This is a genomic window from Pantoea sp. NSTU24, assembly GCF_050157905.1.
Taxonomy (GTDB): domain Bacteria; phylum Pseudomonadota; class Gammaproteobacteria; order Enterobacterales; family Enterobacteriaceae; genus Pantoea.
This window is the reverse complement of sequence record NZ_JBKIWZ010000001.1, coordinates 1,871,193-1,892,724: the sequence shown is the minus strand read 5'-3', so window position 1 is coordinate 1,892,724 and position 21,532 is coordinate 1,871,193. Positions and strand designations below refer to the sequence as shown.

Below are 21,532 nucleotides of genomic sequence, written 5' to 3'. Positions count from 1 at the left end.
CATGATTACGTCCGTGCTCGTCGTTTGCGTCGGCAATATCTGCCGCTCTCCTACCGGAGAGCGGTTGTTTAAACGCGCATTGCCAGATTTAGATGTCCGCTCTGCCGGCCTGGGGGCGCTGGTTGGCCACCCGGCTGACAGAATGGCGTCAAACGTCGCTGCAGCACAGGGCCTGTCGCTGGAAGGACATGAGGCGCAGCAGTTGACGGCAGAGATGTGCCGTAATGCTGACCTGATTCTGGTGATGGAAAAGCGGCACATCGATCAGGTGAACCGCATCGACCCGGCTGCACGGGGTAAAACCATGCTGCTGGGGCACTGGCTGAATCAAAAAGAAATTGCGGATCCGTACAGAAAAAGCCGCGAGGCCTTTGAAGAGATTTACGGGTTACTGGAAAACGCTACCCAGAAATGGGTCAACGTATTAAGCCGATAGTTGGGATTATCCATGAATATAAAAAATAAGGTCAGTACCGCGCCGGGAGAGGATTCGAATGGATGGGATCTGGCGCATCTTGTGGGACAGCTAATTGATCATCGCTGGATCATTGTTGCCGTTACCGCATTTTTCATGCTGGCGGGAACACTCTACACACTGTTTGCAACACCGATTTATAGCGCCGATGCGCTGGTTCAGGTTGAGCAGAAGAATGCCAGTACCGTTCTGAACGAAATTGACAGCATTCTGCCACCGACGCCTGCATCAGATACTGAGATCGAAATTCTGGAATCCCGTATGGTCATCGGTAAAACCGTTGACGATCTGGGTCTGGATACCGTGGTTGAGCAGAACTACTTCCCGGTTATCGGTAAGGGTCTCTCCCGCCTGATGGGTAACAAGCCCGCCACGATTGCGATTTCGCGCCTGGAAATTCCACGCACTATCGACAAACGTAACGTTGAACTGGAAGTGACCGGCCCGGACAGCTACACCGTCTCTAAAGACGGCGATGAGCTGTTCAAAGGTAAAGTGGGCCAGCTGGAGTCGCATGGCGACGTCAGCATGCTGGTCAGCGACATTAAGGCCGACGAAGGCACCAGCTTCACCGTGACCCAGCTGAACGACCTGCAGGCTATTCGCTCCGTGCTCTCTAACCTGACTGTGGCGGATAAAGGTAAGGATACCGGCGTACTGGGTCTGGAGTATCTGGGTGAAGACCCTGAGCAGATCAGTAAAGTCCTGAACCAGATCGTGAACAACTATCTGCTGCAGAACGTTGAGCGTAAGTCTGAACAGGCCGAGAAAAGTCTGGAATTCCTGCGCACTCAGCTGCCTGCTGTACGCAGCAAGCTGGATGATGCGGAAAACAAACTGAACGCTTTCCGTCGCCAGAACGAATCGGTTGACCTGTCACTGGAAGCGAAATCTGCTCTGGACTCCTCTGTCAGCGTGCAGAGTCAGCTGAATGAACTGACTTTCCGTGAAGCCGAAGTTTCTCAGCTGTTTACCAAAGATCACCCGACTTACCGTGCGCTGCTGGAAAAACGCAAAACGCTGGAAAATGAGCAGGCGCAGCTGAACAAGAAAATTTCAGCGATGCCACAGACTCAGCAGGAAATTCTGCGTCTGACCCGTGACGTGCAGTCCGGTCAGGAGATCTACATGCAGCTGCTGAACCGTCAGCAGGAGCTGGGCATCAGCAAAGCGAGCACCGTAGGTGATGTCCGCATCATCGACAGCGCGCAGACCGCTAATGCACCGGTTGCACCGAAGAAAATGCTGATCATCGCAGCAAGCCTGATTGTCGGTCTGTTCGTGTCAGTGGGCCTGGTACTGCTGAAAGCACTGCTGCATCGCGGCATTGAGAATCCGGAGCAGCTGGAAGAGCTGGGCATGAACGTCTATGCCAGCGTGCCACTCTCTGACTGGCAGCGTAAGAAAGATACTGAAGCGCTGGCGCGTCGTGGCAGTAAGTCGAAGGTGAAAACCGACCCGCACGAAACGCTGCTGGCGCTGGGTAACCCGACTGATCTTTCGATTGAAGCGATTCGTAGCCTGCGTACCAGCCTGCACTTCGCGATGATGGAAGCCAAAAACAACATTCTGATGATCACCGGTGCCAGCCCGGGTATTGGTAAAACCTTTATCTGTGCCAACCTGGCGACCCTGATTGCTAAAGCGGGTCAGCGTGTCCTGTTCATCGATGGCGATATGCGTCGTGGCTACACCCATGAACTGCTGGGTGCAGAGAACAAAGCCGGTCTGTCAAACGTCCTGTCGGGCAAAACAGCGTTCTCTCCGGCGCTGATTCAGCAGGGTGTTTACGGATTTGATTTCCTGCCGCGTGGTCAGGTGCCACCGAACCCGTCTGAGCTGCTGATGCACCGTCGCATGGGCGAGCTGCTGGACTGGGCGAGCAAGAACTACGATCTGGTGTTAATCGATACGCCGCCGATTCTGGCCGTCACTGACGCCTCAATCATCGGTAAGCTGGCGGGTACCTCGCTGATGGTGGCGCGCTTCGAAGCCAACACCGCGAAAGAAGTGGATGTCAGCTTCAGACGCTTCGCCCAGAACGGCATTGAGATTAAAGGTGTGATCCTTAACGCCGTGGTGCGTAAAGCCGCGAATGCCTATGGCTACGGTTATGACTACTACGCCTACGACTACGGTAAGACAGAGAAAAGCTGATTACTGAGCAATAAACAGGGGGCGGTCTGACCGCCCCTTTTTATCGTCTCTCTGAATGACGACACGCAACAATTTACACAGGTTATTCTGTCCAACCCACATAAGCGATGAATCTATACATCGCATGGCGAACGTCACTCAACAGAATTCATTACCAGCATGGCATCGCCTGTACACCTGCACACTGGTTGTTACTGAGCTAACAGGCTTGCGGAAAAGCCAGTCGGGAAGGCGAAGCGGGATAATTGCTGGCATGAGCACTTGTGGAATTAAGGAATCACACCATGGCTCCATATTGGTATGTATCAGGTTTTTTATTGCTGCTTTCACTGTTTGAAATCGCACTTAAAAAAGACGAACGCACATCCCATATTTTGACTTATCTGCTCTGTATCGCGACTGTAACGCTGATTGTGTTTGGCGGTATCCGCGGCCTTGGCACCGGCATGGATGATTATCAATATCGCAGCTTCTTTGAGGATTTTATCCGGCGTATTGAGGTCAACGGTTTTTTCAACACCGTGGCTTTTTTCCGTTACGAGCCATTAATCTTTGCTATTGCCTGGATCACCAGTCTGTTTTCACATAACGCCAGCGCTTTTCTGTTCGTATTTTCGATTCTGGCGGTAGGAACTAATGCCATCTTCTTCAAAAAGATGTCACCTTATCCGATTATGGCTCTGGCGCTCTATTCAGCGCATATTTTCATCAATAAAGATGTCAATCAGATCCGCTTTGGCCTGAGCTCCGCATTTTTTTTGGGGGTTATATGGACCCTTTATCTGAAGCGTTACTGGCTGGCATTTAGTTTCTTTGTTCTTTCATTTATCAGTCACAATACGGCAGTCATGGTCGTCACGCTTATACCTTTCCTTTTTCTGCGTGAACGGCGCTGGTTTCCGATTGCGATTATTGTTCTGAGTATTCCAGCGTCAAAAGTCGGTGGGATGGGCTTTGTTACCGCTATCGCAGGACACTTAGGTGGACTAGGGGAGAGGGCAGCAGGCTATAACAATGATAATGCGGGTGGCGCAGACACTGGCAGTGTGTTCTCAATTTCGAACCTGAAAAACGTCGCGCTGGTGTTCATATTTGTCTACTTCATGCTAACGAAACAGTTAAAACAAGACAATTATTCTGTCTGGAAGCTGAATTATCTGTTGGTGATGACTTTTGCAATTGGGGGCGCTATCAGGATTTTCTTCTATAACTATCCCTCTGGCGCTCGTCTTTCAAACTACCTGTTGCAGGTAGAACCCATTGTTCTGACATTGTTGATTTACCAGTCAAAAAGAGTCTGGAAACCCGCAATGTTCGCGATGTTTGTCTTCTTCCAGGTTTATTACCTCTATTACAACACCATTTCGCTTAAACAGGCTGTGATGGGTTATGAAGTGGCGCGTGAATTCAAGTTGGTTCACTAAGACGAGAGCTGAAAATGATTCGACTATTTTCCCTGTTTTTGATTGCCTCGCCCTTACTGGCGCAGGCAACCGATACCTCACCTGCCGTTGTGATCGCAGCCTATGGTGACTCGACTACTGCCGGGGTGACCTCCTCAGGAGGGCGAAACGTCATTATCAAAGAAAATGAAATGAACTATCTGCAGCAGATGCTGCAGGAAAAATATGGCCCGGATATACGTATTGAAAATCATGGTTCGCCGGGCGCACAGGTTTCAGAACTTATTAATGCAAAAGAAAGCTGGGAACAGCGTATGGCGCAATCGGATGCCAGCATCATTTTGATCAATTATGCCATCAATGATGCACGCGTCTTTTCAGGGAAGCACCAATCTCATGGCGCAGAGAGCCCCGAGGAGTTTAATCATATTCTGACGGCGCTGGTTAAAACGGCCAGGGCGCATGGCAAACAGGTCGTACTGCAGCAGCCCAACCCGCTATGTGGCCGCGCAGAGCAGTGGAATGTCTGGCCCTATGTTTATCAGATTAATGCGGTAGCACAGCAGCAGCACGTACCCGTGGTGAAGCAGTATGAACTGATTAAGCAGCAAAAAGAGTGGAGCAGCCAGATGTCTCCGGATTGTATACATCCGACGAAAGAGCTTTACCAGTTTAAGGCGCAGCAGACATACGCGTTGTTAAGTCGGGATTTTGATGCTGTTTTTAAATCGACTCACTAACCAGATTACAATGAACCCGAGGAGCAGGGCGACATGTATGTATTGATGATGGTGTTATCATTAGTTATGGCACTAATGATATTACGGTTGTTTTCGTTTCATCACGGCGTTTACAACGGCAATGGCATTAAAAGTATCTCTGGATTGCGTGCGCTGCTGGCCAGTATCGTCGCTTTTTCACACTTTGCTCATTACGTTTATTCCCTCGACCATGAGTGGATTTTTGATAAAGACTATTTTGCATGGGTGTCTCAGGGAAACTTCTTTGCTAACTCCGGTAAGTTCGGTGTCGCTCTGTTTTTCATGATCTCCGCTTTTCTATTTTACCGCTGGCTGGACAACGACAGGCTGACAACCGCCGAACTCACACGCAAATTGCTTAAGTCGCGTGTGCGTCGCATCGTGCCAATGTTCTGGTTCTCCGGATTGCTTATCGTGGTCATTGGCTGGTTCAGTGAGGATGTTTCTGCAACCGGAGTGATGTTAGTTGACGGTCTGCGCTGGTTCTTCTTCATCGGTAATTACCACATTGGATCGATTCCGACGGCAAATATCAATGCCGGCGTTGAATGGACTTTACGACTTGAATGGCTACTTTATCTTTCAATTCCGCTGATTTATCTGCTGAATCGTGCCACCGGTAATCGTTTTAAGATGCTGCTTATTATGGGCTCAATTGGTTTGATTTTAGCCATCGCTATTGCACTGCGTCTTTGGGGGACCGCCTATACCGATCCTCGCCCTGTGCTGGGCTTTGCTGCGGGTTATCTGGCATGGCATTACCGTGATCGCTGGATGGCATTACGCTCTTCTGGTCCTGCGGCAGCGCTGGCAATTGTGCTGGCCGTTATCGCGCTATTCTTTACCAGTAGTACATTCTATTACCTTATTTTCCTGTGTTTGCTGGCCGTGGTGTTTTTCGTTATCAGTAGCGGAAATTCCCTTTTCGGCCTGCTGGAAAGCAAAACCCTGATGTCAGTTGGTGAGGTCAGCTATAGCCTTTATCTGATCCATGGCATCGTGCTTTATTTCATCAAACAGATACCAGATTCGATCATTCTGCATAACTTTGTCTTTTACACCCTGCTTTCAACACTCTTCTTTGTGGCCTCTTTCTATGTCGCGAGGCTCACCTATCTGTTTGTTGAAAAGCCGTTCATCACCAGTAGTCAAAAGAAAAAAGAGGCGGCCAACGCTTCAGCAACAATTTAGGACATCACCGGTTACCCTGCCACGTCCAAAATCTATTTCTGTGAAAGTAAGAATGTTTTTAATGAGGTGCTGGCAATGAAGGATATTCGCTTCTCTATCGTAATCCCGGCTTACAACGCGTCAGAATCGATTGTAACTACGCTGGATTGCGTCAAAGCGCAGACGTATCGCAATTTCGACGTCATCATCGTGGATGACAAATCTGCGGATGCTGCGGCGCTGGCAGAGGTGGTGCGCAGCGAACGCTATCAGGATCTCGACATCAATCTGGTGCTCTCTGAGGTCAAACTCAACGGCGCGGGCGCGCGCAACAAAGGCATTGAGCTGGCCACCGGGGATTATGTCAGCTTCCTTGACGCCGACGATGAGTGGGCCGCCGACAAACTGCACCAGGTTAGTGAAAAGATTGCCCAGCTGGAGGCCCAGGGCAAACAGAACTTCATTATTTTCAGCCAGGTGAATATCTATCAGGATGGATCTTTCCTGAAAGTGATGCCGATGCAGCCACCGGGCAAAAATGAGACCGTCGCCGAATATCTGTTTGGCTGCTACGGCTTTATCCAGACCAGCACCATTGTACTGAAGCGGGAAGACGCGGCTAAGATTCAGTTCGATACCCGTTATATCCGCCATCAGGATTATGACTTCTGCATTCGTGCCGACCGCATGGGCTATGAATTTGTGATGATCGCCGCGCCGCTGGCGAACTATCATCTGATCACTAAGTTTGGCTCGAAACACAAAGGCGAATCGGTAAAGTATTCGATGTTCTGGCTCGACGCTATGAAACCGCATCTTACCCCGCGTGATATCCACACCTACAAAGCCTTTAAGCTGCCGCTGCGCTACAAGATGGATGGCAAATCGCTGATGGCCAGCCTGAGCTTTGCTCGCTACTTCTTCCTCACCAACAAAGACAACCGTGCTTATTTCATGAATCGTGTCCGCGACAAGGTCAAAGCGCGTTTTGGCGGTGAGAAAGCGATCTCCTGACGCGCAGCACGCCTCGCCCCGCTCCTGATACCAGGAGCGCCTCTCTTTTTGTTAATTTCAGGGTTGAAGATGAAAACTTCTGTTGGAACCGTTGGCATTGTCATGCCGATGTATAATGCCCGTCAGACGGTGTTACGCGCTGTGCAATCGGTGATAAATCAGAGTTATACCGACTGGCACCTCTATCTGGTGAATGATAGATCGACCGATGACTCGCTGGAATTTGTGCGTGAACATTGTCAGGACCCGCGTATTACTATTCTCGATAACGCGGTTAACATGGGCGCCGCCGAGACCCGCAACGTCGGGCTGCGTGCCGCCACGGAAGAGATTATCGCCTTTCTGGACAGTGACGATGAGTGGCATGCGGATAAGCTGACTCAGCAGGTTGCCGCCATCGCCGCCGGTGATGATTTCGTGATCACGGAATATCACTACAAAACCCGCAAAGCTGAGCACGATATTACTTACGGCAAACCTTATCTGCAGCAGGAAAACTTTGTGAAGAAACAGTATCGCGTCTGTTTTTCCTCGGTCTGTTTCCGCCGTCCGCCGCAGGGACTTTTCTTCCAGCGCAAAGGCCATGAAGACTTCCTGTTTTTGTATGAATTATTCACCCGCTATAAGCAGGCACGCGTAATTCAGACGATTCTGGTCAACTATTACGAATTAGGTGATTCCCTTTCCCGCAATAAGAACAAAGCCGCCCAGTGGCACCTTGAATTATTAAGAATTATCTATAAAAACAATCCTTTAAAAATCTATTACTATTACGCCTGGTATATGGTGAATGGTGTGCTGTTTACCCTTAAGCATCGTTAAGCCCGTCGGCAGGATTGTCTTTAAAATTTGAGGTGGATAGCGTTTCATGAAAAAAATTGTCCTGGTGATCAAAGATGCTTATTCGTATGCGGGCACCGAGAACATCTGTAACTTCATGTCAGAGTGTCTTGGCGAAACGCACGATGTCACCATCTACTCGCTGGAAGGCAGCGGAAAAACCTTCTATCCGTTTGAACATGTCAGAGAGATTGTCAGCTTTGAAGGGCAGAGCAACCCGATTAAAAGCGCGGTAGCCCGGATTAACCAGGAGGGATTCGATACTGTCTTCCTGATCAGTATGGGTCGCCTGAGCGTGATGTTCGCCTTCTGGAATCTGCTGGCAATGAAGAAGAAGCGGGGCAAAGCTTACGCCTGCGAACATATCGCCATTAACTCCTTCAGCAAACCGATTAAGCTCCTCAAGTTTCTGCTGCTGCGCTACTACGACCGCGTGATCGTGCTGACCGAGAAAGATCATCAGGTGTTCAGCCGCTGGCGCATTCCCAGTATGGCCATCCCCAACCCGGTGGTGTACAAAAACTATCCGCGTCAGACCCGCCATCGTCAGGCACTGGCGGTGGGCCGCCTGGATAACCAGAAGGGCTTCGATCTGCTGCTGGATATCTGGCGCGACTTCGCCCGCAACCATCCGGACTGGACGCTGGTCATCGCCGGTGACGGCGAACTGCGTCAGCAGCTGCACGACCAGGCGGCGGTACTGGGCATCACTGACAGCGTGAAATTTGTCGGCAAGGTCAGCAACATTAATGACTATTACCGCGACAGCGACATGGCGCTGATGACCTCGCGCTATGAAGGCTTGCCGCTGGTGCTGCTGGAAGCAAAATCCTGGTCACTGCCGGTTGTCGCCTACGACTGCCCGACCGGTCCCCAGGAGATCATTAACCACGGTGAAGATGGTTTCCTGGTGCCGATGAATGACAAAGCCACTTTCCTGGCCAGAATGGAACAGCTCGCCACTGATGATGCGCTGTTCTATGCCATGAGCGAAAAAACAAAACAGACCGCGCTGAAATTCGACGGTAATCAAATCAAGCAAAGCTGGCTGTCACTGGTTTAACCGGAGCTGGAAAAGCTCACTTGCGACGTGCCTCAGGGACACCGCCATGGCCACTGACCTTATTGACTACGGGAATTGATGCATGAAAAGAAGAGAAGTTCTGCAGACCGCCGCCTCCGCTCTGGTGGGGGCTCTCTCCGTGAGCACCTTTTCCAGCTATGCTGCTAAAAGTAACGGTATTGCCCTGAAGCCGGTTGACGCAACGGATGTACCAAAAGGCGATGTACCAATCCTGACACCGGAAAACGTCTACGCCATGCCTCCTCAGTTCTGGCAGGGCTTTGAAGGGAAACTCTGGATTGGCAAAGCCGGTGCGGATGCCAGCAAGCCGGGTAATCAGATTCCGGTCTACCTGCGTGATGCCAGTGGCAAGGTGTCGCAGATCGCCCAGCCTATTGCACTGAATAAAGGCAATTTTGCCCAGTTTATTCAGGATAACGCTGCGCTGATTGCCGACCCCTCACACTCCATGGCGGTTGAGGACAGCAACGGTCAGACGCTGTTTAACATTACCGACGTCAGCCGTCCGGGCGCGGCAGATTTCAGTCAGCGTCTGGCACAGCCTGCGGGTTATCAGCTGATTGGCGAGATCCCCTCTGTGGCGGAGCTGCGCAAGACCCGTCCGCTGTTTGAAGGCGCCAAGGTGAAGCTGAAAAGCTGGCACGAAGGGCGGGAGGTCGGCGGCGGCGAGTTCGTCGGCAGCTTCCAGACCGCGCAGAACGATGGCGGCGTAAACTTCGCTGGTGAAGGCTTTTACTGGCGTCGCGTCGTTGACGATTTCAACCGCCTGACGCTGTTCGATTTCGGTGCAATTGCCGACGGTCAAACCGACTGTGCGCCCGCCATTATGGCGATGTTCCAGTGGTCGCAGCAGGCCAACCAGCAGATCTGCGTTCAGTTCCCGGCCGGTACTTTCATGGTTTCCGCCTGTAACCTAGGTAATAAGGATCTCAATCTTTTTCGCGTCTCTGGTGCGATGGTGAATTTCGGCTACTTCCCCGCCACCACGATCGTGTCTGACGGCAAGTCAGCATTCGTGTTTGAAGTGAATGCCCGTCGCGTTGAGCTGTCGAATCTGATTTTTGACGGTAACAGCGATAAAAGTCCAAACCAGCAGGGCTTTTTCCATAACTCCTGTTCCGGTGGCCAATTTTTCCGGGGTGCCTGCCTGCGCTTTAACGACGTTGGCGGCACCGCCCTTAGCCTGCAGGATACCCTCGACTGTAAAATTGACCAGTGGTACGCCTCTCGCTGCAGCGGCGATGTAATCAAATCGGGCTGGTCAGGGCGGAAGCAGGGCAACTGGGATCACAGCACAGCGATCGAGCTGTCTAACTTTAATGCGCAGCACTGTCGCGGCGGTAAGGTCCTTAACCTGCCGCGCTGCGCCCAGTCGATCATTCACAATGGCTGGATTGAGCATTGTGATAACCCTGGTGATCTCTCTAACGGCCAGTGGATTGTTGATGCGCTGAGTATTGAGGATTGTAAGAATCCGCTTATCGCCCATAACAGCCGCCTGAATATGCGTCAGACCAGCCTTCAGTCGGGCAGCTGGATTGACAACTCTATGCAGGGCGACCGTCTGCTCAGCATCTGGGAAATGGGGTCAACCCGCGTTGAGTCTTATGGCGTCGCGCTGGATGGCAGCCTGAAATATAACTACCTCACGTCGCGCTGGCGGCTGGAGAACAACACCAATCAGGAGACCTGGTTCGATCTCGGCTCGCTCTACTCACCGACAGTGGGCGACGCCTGGGAGATTGAAATCTTTGGTCAGGCGCAGTTCAGCAACGGCAGCGGCGACAAGCCACTGATGAACCTGATTGGCGATAAGACCACCGGCGGGCGTGCAGTCATCCGCGTGCAGCGCAAGAAAGATCTCTCAGAAGCGAGCTGGTCAGCAGAGGGCAGCTCGCCGGTTATTGACGTTCGTTACGTGGCCGAGCATGACACCGATGTCCGACTCTTTGTCAAACTGGCTGGCTGGACGCCATCGGCCGGCGTGCTGGTGAAAACCAACGCGAAAGATCGTTTTGTTACAGGTCGCTGTGCGCGGATAAATGCGCGCATGGAAAAAAGCAATCCGCCTGCCGGTGACGCCACTAAACGTGCACCGCAGCGATTCAGCCTGCATAACGGTAAAGCGGGCGTCGGTGCAAACGAGCAGGGCGATCTGCTGATGGCTTCCCGACCGCTGTCTGCCGAACAGGTCGATACCAGCAAACCGGAAGGGTTTGTTTCGGTGGTGATTAACGGCAAGCAGGTCGCATTGCCCTATTTTGCCATTAAGTCTTAATAGCCTGCATGACGGTCGCCATAAACGGAGGCGACCGGTTTTAAGGAGCAGTACCTTTGGGTGCGTTATCCCGTAAAGCATTGCTTTAAATAGAGTCCATTTTGCCCATTTCGGATCCGGGCGGCTTAGAGAATTAAAAAAATTCATTCGGAGTTGTTATGAAAATTTTATTGGTGGGTAACCATACGTGTGGGAATCGCGGGGATGGCGCGATTCTGCGTGGACTGATTGATTCGATGAGGTCCGCACGCAGTGATTTAGACATTGATGTGATCAGCCGTTATCCAACCAGCTCCGGTTATCTGCTCCAGCAGGATATTCAGCAGGATGCACTGTTCCTGCACAACAGTAAGTCAGGCAAAGGCCTGGTCGGTTCGTTTAAGCGTAAAGTCGCCAACCGTCTGATGCCTGACATCATGATGGCGCATCTGGGCAAAGGCGGCGTTTTTAAGTCATTCGCTGTGCCACCGCACCTGAAAGCCTTTACTGAAAGCCTGGCAAAATATGATGCGATCATTCAGGTAGGCGGTTCGTTCTTCGTCGATCTTTATGGCGTGACGCAGTTCGACCATGCGCTCTGTGCGCTAATGGCGAAAAAACCGATCTACCTGATCGGGCACTCGGTCGGACCTTTCCAGAACCCACGCGTCAATGCGCTGGCGAACTTTGTTTTCGACCGCGTTGACAGCCTGGTACTGCGCGAATCCGTCAGCCTTGACCTGATGAAGCGCGATGGCGTAACCAGCTCAAAAGTGGCCCCTGGCGTGGATACGGCCTTCCTGGTGCGGGCACGCGAGGTTGAAAATCCGGGTCATAACCTGCTGCACTGGCAGGGCATCATCGACGGTCGTAAAACCATTGCCATCACCGTGCGTGAGCTGGCGCCGTTTGATAAACGTCTGGGCGTGACACAGAAAGAGTATGAAGCGGCATTCGGTCGGGTAATCAACGCGATGATCGCCGAAGGCTATCAGGTCGTGGCGTTCTCGACCTGCACCGGTATCGACAGCTATGCGAAGGATGACCGCATGGTCGCCTTGACGCTGCGCGACCATGTCACACAGCCCGAACATTATCATGTCATTATGGATGAGTTTAATGACCTGGAACTCGGCATTCTGCTAAGCCATTGTCACCTCACCATTGGCACGCGTCTGCACTCGGCGATTATCTCTATGAACTTTGGCACCCCGGCCGTGGCGATTAACTATGAGCACAAGTCGATGGGTGTCATGAATCAGCTCGGTCTGCCGCAGATGGCAACCGATGTGAAAAGCCTGATGGATGGCTCGCTGATCGACAAGGTCAAAACCGTTCTTGCCGATTACGACAACATTAAGCTTAAGGTCGACACGGCCGTTGCGAATGAAAGGGAAATTGGCAACCGGATCACTGAAGAGATTCTTAAAGTATTAGGGTAATGTGATGAAACTGACTTTTTTCACCATGCGTTTCCCGGTTGCCTCTGAGACATTCGTTTTAAATCAGGTAACCCACTTTATTGATGCCGGTTACGAGGTGGAGATTATTTCAGTCTTTCCCGGCGATTTAGTCAACCGGCATGCCGCATTTGACGAATATGGTCTGGCGGAAAAAACCCACTATCTGCTGCCGGAAGAGAAGATCTCGATTGTCGATAAGCTGAATCAGCGTATCAGGCTGGTGCTGCCTAAAGTGACAAAACCTTCACTCCTGCGTTCGCTGAATATGCGCCGTTACGGTGCGCAGTCCAGCAAACTGCTGCTGCCGTCGATTGTGGCCAATGCGAAGCAGACTTTTACTGCGGATGTGTTTCTGGTGCATTTCGGCTATGCCGGTGCGCTGGCGAACAAGCTGCGTGAACTGGGCGTACTTCGGGGTAAGCAGGCTACTGTGTTTCACGGGGCCGATATTTCCCGCCGCCACATTCTGGAAGAGCATAAACTCGACTACGTTAATCTGTTCCGTCAGAGCGAACTGATGCTGCCGATCAGTCACCTGTGGAAGAACAAGCTGATTGAAATGGGCTGCCCGCCGGAAAAAATTCACGTTACGCGGATGGGCATCGAGCCGGAGAAGTTTAATTTCCAGCCCCGCCAGGCGTTTCAGAAACCGCTGCGTATCGTCTCAGTGGCACGACTCACGGAGAAAAAAGGACTGGATGTGGCGGTTAAAGCCAGCGCCATCCTGAAGCAGCGCGGCGGTCAGTTTCAGTACACGATAATCGGCAACGGCGACCAGGATGAGATGATGCGTGATTTCATCGCCCGCGAGGGGATGGAGGATTGCGTCAGCATGCCGGGCTTTAAGCCTCAGGAAGAGATCCGTCGTGCGCTGAGCGAGGCAGACATCTTCCTGCTGCCGTCCAAAACCGCCGCAGATGGCGATATGGAGGGTATCCCGGTCGCGCTGATGGAAGCTATGGCGGTTGGCCTGCCGGTGGTTTCAACCTTCCACAGCGGTATTCCGGAGCTGATTGAAAACACGGTCTCCGGCTGGCTGGTGGATGAAGATGACCCCGAGGCGCTGGCAGAGACGCTGCTGAAGCTCTCTCAGGGGGAAGTGGATGTGGCGCCCGTGGTTGCTGCGGCACGCCACAAAGTTGAAACTGAATTTAATCAGCATATCGCCTACGGCGAACTGGCGCAGATTCTGGAGCGACTGGTGTGAGTGGATTTAAGTCACAGGCGATCTGGCTGTTTGGCAGCACCTGCTTCTCGGCGGTGCTGCAGGTTGCACAGCTGAGCTTTCTCGCCCGCAAGCTGGAAACCCATGAGCTGGGACTGCTGGCCATCATCAACGCCATCCTGGCGGTGGCGGGGGTGCTGCAGGATATGGGGATGAGCAGTTATCTGGTGCATCGCCAGAATATAACCCGCCGCGAGCAGAGCACGATCTACTGGGTGAACGTCTCGCTCAGCTTGTGTACCGGCCTGATCATGTTGCTGATCGCCTTCCCGGTTTCCTGGTTCTATCATCTGCCAGAACTGACTGGGTTGATCATGCTGACCAGCCTGAACTTCCTGGTGCTGGGGCATCTGTCACAGTATCAGGCGCACTACATCAAAACCAAACGGATGGTGTCGCTGGCGAAGATTGAAATGGGCACCAAGCTGTTCGCCTTTCTCTGTGTAGTGGCGATGCTGGAGTTCACCTCGCTGACGGTTGCCGCAGCGATTCTCGGTCTGTTTATCAATGCCTTTACCCGTATTCTCTGCATGATTGCGCTGGGGGAGAAGTCGTGGCGTCCGACCTGGGAGTTTGACAAAGCGACCTTCTTCGGGGCGATTCGCTACGGCAGCTATCAGCTTGGCTCGCAGACCATTAACCAGCTACGCACCCAGGCAGATGCGCTGGTCGTGGGTAAGGTGATGGGCGCAGAGATGCTGGGTGTCTACTCGCTGGCGAAAGAGCTGGTGCTGCAACCGCTGAAGCTGGTGACGCCGGTCATTAACCGTCTGGCGCTGCCACGTTTTGCAGAAAAACAGCATGACCCTGAGCAGCTGAAGAAGCTGTTCCTGAAGGGGACGCTGGGCATTATGCTGTTCAGCAGTGCCATGTACCTGGCGATTGGTATTCTCTCACCCGTTATTGTCAGACTGCTTTACGGCCCTTCGCATGAGCAGGTCTATCATCTGATTCCGCTGATGCTGCTGTTCGGGATGCTGCGACCCATGGGCGGGCTGACCGGCGCGATTTCTCAGGCCAATGGGCGTACCAACGTTGAGTTCTACTGGAACATCGTGGCGAGTATTGTCGTGCTGGCCGTTCTGGCCACCACCTTCATCTGGCCAAACGTGCTCTATGTGGCGCTGACGCTCTCTATCTCGCAGATCCTGATTTCTGCCCTGGCGCATCCGTTCTTCATCAGACCAGTGATTGGCATCCGCTTTATGCCTTACGCCCGCCAGTGGGTTGCGGTGTCAGTGGTATTTGTCGGCGTCATGCTGCTGGTTAATCACTTCAATCTGTTCGTGATGCCAGAGTGGTTTGAGGGCTGGCTTTAATCATCAGACGGATAGCTTTGCGGGCGGCCCTGAGGTCGCCCGTTTTCATTTATGGCTGGCCTCAGCGGCGCGGCGCGCGCCTGCGAAAAAAGGCGTGGCTCTTTCTGATTACTGATTGTCTTTGTTCAGTTTATGCTGGCGCTGACAATGGGCAAAATGCCGAATTTCTAAGTTATGACAGAGAGTTACTGTCCGCTTTTCAGATAAAGATTATACTTGCACTTCCGGCCGATCCTGCATAATCGACCCACATCTTCATTTTATTAAACGGAATAAATATGACCAAGCTTAAAGCAGTAATCCCGGTTGCGGGCCTCGGTATGCATATGCTCCCTGCGACTAAAGCCATTCCGAAAGAGATGCTGCCCGTCGTCGACAAACCGATGATTCAGTACATCGTCGACGAATGTGTTGCCGCGGGTATTAAAGAAATTGTGCTGGTCACGCATGCTTCAAAAAATGCGGTTGAGAACCACTTCGACACGACGTATGAGCTGGAAGCGCTGCTGGAAGCGCGCGTGAAGCGTCAGCTGCTGAGCGAAGTGCAGTCTATCTGCCCGCCGGGCGTAACAATCATGAACGTACGCCAGGCACAGCCGCTGGGTCTGGGCCACTCCATTCTCTGCGCCCGTCCGATGATCGGCGATAATCCGTTTGTCGTGGTACTGCCGGATGTCCTGCTGGATGACTCTACCGCAGACCACATGCGCTATAACCTTGCAGCGATGGTAGCCCGTTTTGAAGAGACCGGTCACAGTCAGGTCCTGGCGCAGCACATGCCCGCGTCTGACCTCTCTGATTACTCGGTCATCACGACCGAAGAGCCGATCGATCACCCGGGCGATATCAGCACTATCACCAGCTTCGTTGAGAAGCCAGAGCATCCGGCTGAACTGAATTCCGACCTGGCCGCTGTGGGACGTTATGTGCTCTCTGCCGATATCTGGGCCGAACTCGAGCGCACCGAACCAGGCGCATGGGGCCGTATTCAGCTGACCGATGCAATCGCCAGCCTGAGCAAACACAAAACCGTTGATGTTTCTTTGCTGACCGGGCACAGTTTCGACTGCGGACGTAAGCTCGGTTACATGCAGGCATTTGTCTCTTATGGACTGCGCAATAACGCGCAGGGTCGCGATTTCCGCGAAGCTATCCAGACCATTCTTGCCAAACAAAAGTAATGATTTTGCCGCGCGCTGCGCGGCTGATTGAAAGGAGTTCACATGGCCATTTTAGTCACCGGCGGAGCAGGGTACATCGGCTCTCATACGGTACTGGCGCTGCTGCAGCGTGGTGATGATGTTGTGGTGCTGGATAACCTCTGCAACGCTTCACGCGAAGCGATCAATCGTGTAGAGAAGCTGGCGGGTAAAAAAGCGACCTTCGTTGAAGGCGATATCCGTGACCGCGCCTGTCTGCGTGATCTGTTTGCAGCCAACACCATTTCAGCGGTCATTCATTTTGCCGCACTTAAGGCGGTTGGTGAATCGACCCGTATGCCGCTGGAGTATTACGAGAACAACGTTGCAGGCACCGTGGTTCTGCTGGAAGAGATGCGAAATGCCGGTGTGTGGAACTTTATCTTCAGTTCATCAGCCACGGTCTACGGCGCAGATGCCCCGGTTCCTTATGTCGAAACGACCCCGATTGGTGGCACGACCAGCCCTTATGGCACCTCGAAGCTGATGACCGAATTCGTGATGCGCGACTTTGCAAAAGCTGAGCCGAATTTTAAGGCGATTGCACTGCGTTACTTCAACCCGGTTGGCGCACATGAGTCAGGCGAAATCGGTGAAGATCCAACCGGCATCCCAAACAACCTGCTGCCTTATATTGCTCAGGTGGCAATCGGCCGTCTGGAAAAACTGGGCGTCTTTGGTGGCGATTACGATACGCCAGACGGTACCTGTCTGCGCGACTACATTCATGTGGTTGACCTGGCGGAAGGGCACCTGAAAGCGCTGGACCATCTGAACAAAGTTGAAGGCTATACCGCCTTTAACCTGGGCGGCGGCAAAGGTTTCTCTGTTCTGGAGATGATCAAGGCGTTTGAGAAAGCGTCCGGCAAGGCGATTCCTTTCGAGATAAAGCCACGTCGCGACGGCGACCTGCCCGCGTTCTGGGCGGACGCTTCACTGGCAAACACGAAGCTCGACTGGCGCGTCACGCGCGGTATTGATGAGATGATGCGTGATACCTGGAACTGGCAGAGTAAAAATCCGAATGGGTTTAAATGATTGAAAAAAAGGCGAACCCGGGTTCGCCTTTTTTGTATCTGATCCTGATTAATGCAGTCACTGTTTATCACTATTCTGATTGCATCAGCTTGACGCATCAGCAACCATCTTCTACGCCATTAAAGCGCTCACTAGTTGAACTAACACCCCTATGACATTCGCATTTTATTCGTAATAGCTATATCTGAATGATAGAATTTGCGATTGTTGATTGATAAACCCACTTAAACAATTTCATTAATAAAGTGATATCAATCAACGAAATGCTGATTATGCAACGGATTCCCGTCATCAGCATACTCATTTGGTCAAAGATAATCAGCATCGTGGGAGCTGTAACCCAGGGGCGGTAGCGTGCTCTGAAAATGCTTTTGATTGTCTGCTTTTTATTCAGGCGCCCATGCCTCAGATAGCTTGTCAGGAATAACACGTTATGAAAATACTTATCACTGGTGGTGCAGGTTTTATCGGTTCAGCGGTTGTGCGTCACGTTATCAACAATACCAACGATGAAGTCATCAACGTTGATAAACTGACCTATGCAGGCAATCTTGAGTCCCTGGAAGCGGTGAGCAGCAATCCACGTTACACCTTTAAGCAAATCGATATCTGCGACGGTCAGGCCATCACTGACGCACTGAACGAGTACCAGCCAGACGCCATTATGCATCTGGCAGCAGAAAGCCATGTAGACCGTTCTATCACGGGTCCGGCAGAATTTGTCCAGACCAACGTGGTAGGGACCTACGCTTTACTGGAAGCCAGTCGTCAGTACTGGAGCGCACTACCCGAAGAGCGTAAAGCCGCATTCCGTTTTCATCATATTTCAACCGACGAAGTGTATGGTGACTTACCGCATCCGGATGAAATGGACGGCGAGTTGCCACTGTTTACCGAAGAGACGCCGTATGCGCCGAGCAGCCCTTACTCGTCAACCAAAGCCGCCAGCGATCATCTGGTCCGCGCATGGGGCCGTACCTATAAGCTGCCGGTCATCGTGACGAACTGCTCTAATAACTACGGACCTTATCACTTCCCGGAAAAATTGATTCCGCTGATTATCAGCAACGCACTGGAAGGTAAGCCTTTACCTATTTATGGCAAAGGCGACCAGATCCGTGACTGGCTCTATGTCGAAGACCATGCGCGTGCGCTCTATACCGTTGTTAAGCATGCTAAGACCGGCACTACCTATAATATCGGTGGCCACAACGAGAAGAAAAACATCGATGTTGTGCTGAAAGTCTGCGAACTGCTGGATGAGCTGCGTCCAAAAGCGACCTCTTACCGCGATCAGATTACTTACGTCCAGGATCGTCCGGGTCACGACCGCCGTTATGCGATCGATGCCGCTAAGATCGAAAAAGAGCTGGGCTGGAAGCCGGAAGAGACCTTTGAAACGGGCCTGAAGAAAACCGTTCAGTGGTATCTGGATAACGCACAGTGGGTTGAGCATGTGAAAAGCGGTGCTTATCAGAACTGGATCGAACAAAACTACGAGAAGCGCAGCTGATGGATATTCTGCTTTTTGGTAAAAACGGACAGGTTGCATGGGAACTTCAACGCGCACTGGCACCGTTGGGCAACCTGACTGTTGTTGATCGCCATTCCACTACGTACTGCGGTGATTTTGAAAATCCTGAAGGCGTGGCGGAAACTGTTCGCAGGCTTAAGCCAGCCGTAATTGTTAACGCAACAGCCTATACTGCAGTCGATAAAGCAGAGTCTGAACAGGATAAGGCACGTCTGGTTAATGCCACTTCTCTTCAGGCGCTGGCTCAAGCCGCTGAGGAAATCGATGCCTGGCTGATTCATTACTCAACAGATTATGTGTTTAACGGAAGCGGTGACAAGCCCTGGCGTGAAGAAGATGCGACCGCGCCGTTAAATGTTTACGGACAGACAAAGCTGGAAGGGGAGCAGGCTATCGTCAGTCACATGACCAGGTACCTGATTTTCCGTACAAGCTGGGTTTATGCCGCGAAGGGTAATAACTTCGCCAAAACGATGCTCAGACTGGCTAAAGACCGGGATACCCTGTCAGTCATTAACGATCAATATGGTGCGCCAACAGGTGCGGAACTTATCGCCGACAGCACGGCGCATGCAATCAGAGTCGCTCTGGCGAGCCCCGGCGTTGCCGGACTATACCACCTCATTGCGTCGGGGGAGACGACCTGGCACGCTTACGCAAGCCGCGTGATCGCGTTTGCAAAAGCACAGGGTGTGGAACTTCAGGTTGAAACCATTAATGCCGTGCCAACCAGCGCATTCCCGACACCAGCAAGACGCCCGGCTAATTCAAGACTGAATACAGAGAAGTTTCAACGAACCTTTGGTCTGACCTTGCCAGACTGGACGGTGGGCGTTGAACGTATGTTACTTGAAACTCTTATCTAATCGCAGCAGGCTGCAAACGCGGCCTGGTCAATGAAGGTGAAATTGTGAAAAAGAATAAAGGTATTATTCTCGCAGGCGGCTCAGGAACGCGTCTCTATCCGGTAACCATGGCGGTCAGCAAGCAGTTACTTCCGGTTTATGATAAGCCCATGATCTACTATCCGTTAAGCACGCTGATGCTGGCCGGCATTAACGATATTCTGATCATCAGTACGCCGCAGGATACGCCTCGCTTTGAAAGCCTGTTGGGTGATGGTTCACAATGGGGTATCTCTATCCAGTATAAAGTACAACCGAGTCCGGACGGCCTGGCGCAGGCATTCATCATTGGCGAAGAGTTTATTGGTGACGACTCCGTCGCGCTGATTCTGGGCGACAATATTTTCTATGGGCACGATCTCTACAAGCAGCTGGAGACAGCATCGGTAAAAGATGATGGCGCCACGGTCTTCGCCTATCACGTTACCGACCCCGAGCGCTATGGCGTGGTGGAATTTGATAGCGAAGGCAAAGCGATCTCTCTGGTTGAAAAACCTGAGCATCCACGCAGCAATTATGCGGTGACAGGACTCTATTTCTACGACAATCGCGTCGTTGAGATGGCGAAAAATCTCAAGCCATCACCGCGCGGTGAGCTGGAGATTACGGACATTAACCGGATCTATATGGAGCAGGGCAAACTCTCTGTTTCTATTATGGGTCGTGGTCATGCCTGGCTGGACACCGGGACGCACCAGAGTCTGATGGAAGCCAATAACTTCATTCAGACCATCGAATCACGCCAGGGCTTAAAAGTTGCCTGCCCGGAAGAAATTGCTTTCAGAATGGGTTTCATTAATAAAGAGCAATTACAGGAACTGGCTAAGCCTTATCTTAAGAATGAATATGGCAAATATTTAATGGCGCTGGTGGAAGGGCGTTTATAATGAAGATTATTGATACCAAAATTGCTGATGTAAAAATTATCGAGCCTAAAGTATTTGGTGACGAGCGCGGTTTTTTTCTGGAAACATTCCAAAGCGAAAGATATAAGCGCGAGCTGAATATCGACGGTGACTTTGTGCAGGATAATCACTCTCGCTCTGCCAAAAATGTTTTAAGAGGACTGCACTTCCAGCGTAATAATCCGCAAGGCAAGCTGGTCAGAGTCGTCAGAGGCGAAGTCTATGATGTCGCAGTCGATATCAGACCCGAATCACCGACATTTAAACAGTGGGTCGGTGTCTATCTGTCAGAAGAGAATAAAAAGCAATTCTGGGTTCCGCCAGGATTAGCGCACGGCTTTGTCGTGATTTCAGATTTTGCAGATTTCGAATACAAATGCACGAACTACTATGATCCCTCCAGTGAAGGCTGCCTCTCCTGGAACGATCCAGAATTAGCTATCGACTGGCCGGTGAGTGAACCGCTGCTATCGGAAAAAGATAAAGCCGGGCTGCTGCTTTCCGAACTGAAATTTTAAAGCTGTGTTGAAGTTAAGGATGAGCCAGAAAAGCCATCCTTAACTTGTTTTAAGGGATCGGGTTCCTGCATTCCAGAAGATTTATCAATAGAGATTGAGAAGAAGATCTGCTTTACCTTATAAGTATTATGAAATTATCGGCTTCAGGCAGGGTCACGTTAACCCCGTCATTAAGAACCTGAAAATTCGTCTTGTCGGCACTGTCTCGGGTAAGCGTTTAACCAGGCCGGCACAGTAGTAAAACTTCAGCTCAAGATTTTAAGAG

Annotated in this window: 18 protein-coding genes; all 18 read left to right on the top strand. The window is 51.7% G+C overall.

Going from position 1 to position 21,532, the window contains the following annotated elements:
• Window position 1 precedes the first annotated feature (1 nt).
• The 18 genes from ACLHDD_RS09070 to rfbC all read left to right on the top strand — a co-directional run bounded on the left by ACLHDD_RS09070 (window position 2) and on the right by rfbC (window position 21,267).
• Window positions 2-436: a protein tyrosine phosphatase gene (locus tag ACLHDD_RS09070; RefSeq protein ID WP_427103849.1), complete on the top strand. Its 435-nt coding sequence runs from the start codon at window positions 2-4 to the stop codon at window positions 434-436.
• A gap of 12 nt (window positions 437-448) precedes the next feature.
• The gene (gene wzc / locus ACLHDD_RS09065) at window positions 449-2,632 is read left to right on the top strand and encodes a tyrosine-protein kinase Wzc (RefSeq protein ID WP_427103848.1); all 2,184 of its coding nucleotides are present in this window, start codon (window positions 449-451) and stop codon (window positions 2,630-2,632) included.
• 284 nt (window positions 2,633-2,916) lie between these two features.
• Window positions 2,917-4,056 carry an EpsG family protein gene (locus ACLHDD_RS09060; protein ID WP_427103847.1) on the top strand — a complete coding sequence of 380 codons (1,140 nt, stop codon included), beginning with the start codon at window positions 2,917-2,919 and terminating at the stop codon, window positions 4,054-4,056.
• Window positions 4,057-4,070: 14 nt separating this feature from the next.
• Window positions 4,071-4,775 (top strand): SGNH/GDSL hydrolase family protein, encoded by a 705-nt coding sequence (locus ACLHDD_RS09055; RefSeq protein WP_427103846.1) that lies wholly within the window; start codon window positions 4,071-4,073, stop codon window positions 4,773-4,775.
• A gap of 33 nt (window positions 4,776-4,808) precedes the next feature.
• A complete protein-coding gene (locus ACLHDD_RS09050) occupies window positions 4,809-5,987 on the top strand; it encodes an acyltransferase family protein (RefSeq protein ID WP_427103845.1) in 1,179 nt (392 codons plus the stop codon).
• Between the two features lie 75 nt (window positions 5,988-6,062).
• Complete coding sequence (locus tag ACLHDD_RS09045; RefSeq protein ID WP_427103844.1) at window positions 6,063-6,980, top strand: glycosyltransferase family 2 protein; 918 nt, start codon at window positions 6,063-6,065, stop codon at window positions 6,978-6,980.
• A 69-nt stretch (window positions 6,981-7,049) separates the two neighbouring features.
• Entirely contained in the window at window positions 7,050-7,802 is a 753-nt protein-coding gene (locus ACLHDD_RS09040; RefSeq protein ID WP_427103843.1) for a glycosyltransferase family 2 protein, read from the top strand.
• A gap of 46 nt (window positions 7,803-7,848) precedes the next feature.
• Complete coding sequence (locus tag ACLHDD_RS09035) at window positions 7,849-8,883, top strand: glycosyltransferase family 4 protein (protein WP_427103842.1); 1,035 nt, start codon at window positions 7,849-7,851, stop codon at window positions 8,881-8,883.
• A gap of 82 nt (window positions 8,884-8,965) precedes the next feature.
• Entirely contained in the window at window positions 8,966-11,182 is a 2,217-nt protein-coding gene (locus ACLHDD_RS09030; protein WP_427103841.1) for a phage tailspike protein, read from the top strand.
• A 158-nt stretch (window positions 11,183-11,340) separates the two neighbouring features.
• On the top strand, window positions 11,341-12,603 hold the full coding sequence (gene wcaK / locus ACLHDD_RS09025; protein ID WP_427103840.1) for a colanic acid biosynthesis pyruvyl transferase WcaK: 1,263 nt from the start codon (window positions 11,341-11,343) through the stop codon (window positions 12,601-12,603).
• A 4-nt stretch (window positions 12,604-12,607) separates the two neighbouring features.
• A complete protein-coding gene (locus tag ACLHDD_RS09020) occupies window positions 12,608-13,831 on the top strand; it encodes a glycosyltransferase (RefSeq protein WP_427103839.1) in 1,224 nt (407 codons plus the stop codon).
• Complete coding sequence (locus ACLHDD_RS09015; protein WP_427103838.1) at window positions 13,828-15,168, top strand: lipopolysaccharide biosynthesis protein; 1,341 nt, start codon at window positions 13,828-13,830, stop codon at window positions 15,166-15,168. The genes ACLHDD_RS09020 and ACLHDD_RS09015 overlap by 4 nt, the downstream gene beginning before the upstream one ends.
• A gap of 278 nt (window positions 15,169-15,446) precedes the next feature.
• On the top strand, window positions 15,447-16,349 hold the full coding sequence (gene galF, locus ACLHDD_RS09010; protein WP_427103837.1) for a UTP--glucose-1-phosphate uridylyltransferase GalF: 903 nt from the start codon (window positions 15,447-15,449) through the stop codon (window positions 16,347-16,349).
• A gap of 42 nt (window positions 16,350-16,391) precedes the next feature.
• A complete protein-coding gene (gene galE / locus ACLHDD_RS09005) occupies window positions 16,392-17,405 on the top strand; it encodes a UDP-glucose 4-epimerase GalE (protein ID WP_427103836.1) in 1,014 nt (337 codons plus the stop codon).
• Between the two features lie 433 nt (window positions 17,406-17,838).
• Window positions 17,839-18,918, top strand: coding sequence for a dTDP-glucose 4,6-dehydratase (gene rfbB / locus ACLHDD_RS09000; RefSeq protein ID WP_427103835.1), 1,080 nt, complete (start codon window positions 17,839-17,841; stop codon window positions 18,916-18,918).
• Complete coding sequence (rfbD, locus tag ACLHDD_RS08995; RefSeq protein ID WP_427103834.1) at window positions 18,918-19,805, top strand: dTDP-4-dehydrorhamnose reductase; 888 nt, start codon at window positions 18,918-18,920, stop codon at window positions 19,803-19,805. Before rfbB ends, rfbD begins: the two co-directional genes overlap by 1 nt.
• Window positions 19,806-19,849: 44 nt before the next feature.
• Window positions 19,850-20,731: a glucose-1-phosphate thymidylyltransferase RfbA gene (gene rfbA / locus ACLHDD_RS08990; protein WP_128084183.1), complete on the top strand. Its 882-nt coding sequence runs from the start codon at window positions 19,850-19,852 to the stop codon at window positions 20,729-20,731.
• Entirely contained in the window at window positions 20,731-21,267 is a 537-nt protein-coding gene (gene rfbC / locus ACLHDD_RS08985; RefSeq protein ID WP_427103833.1) for a dTDP-4-dehydrorhamnose 3,5-epimerase, read from the top strand. The genes rfbA and rfbC overlap by 1 nt, the downstream gene beginning before the upstream one ends.
• The last annotated feature ends 265 nt before the right edge of the window (window positions 21,268-21,532 follow it).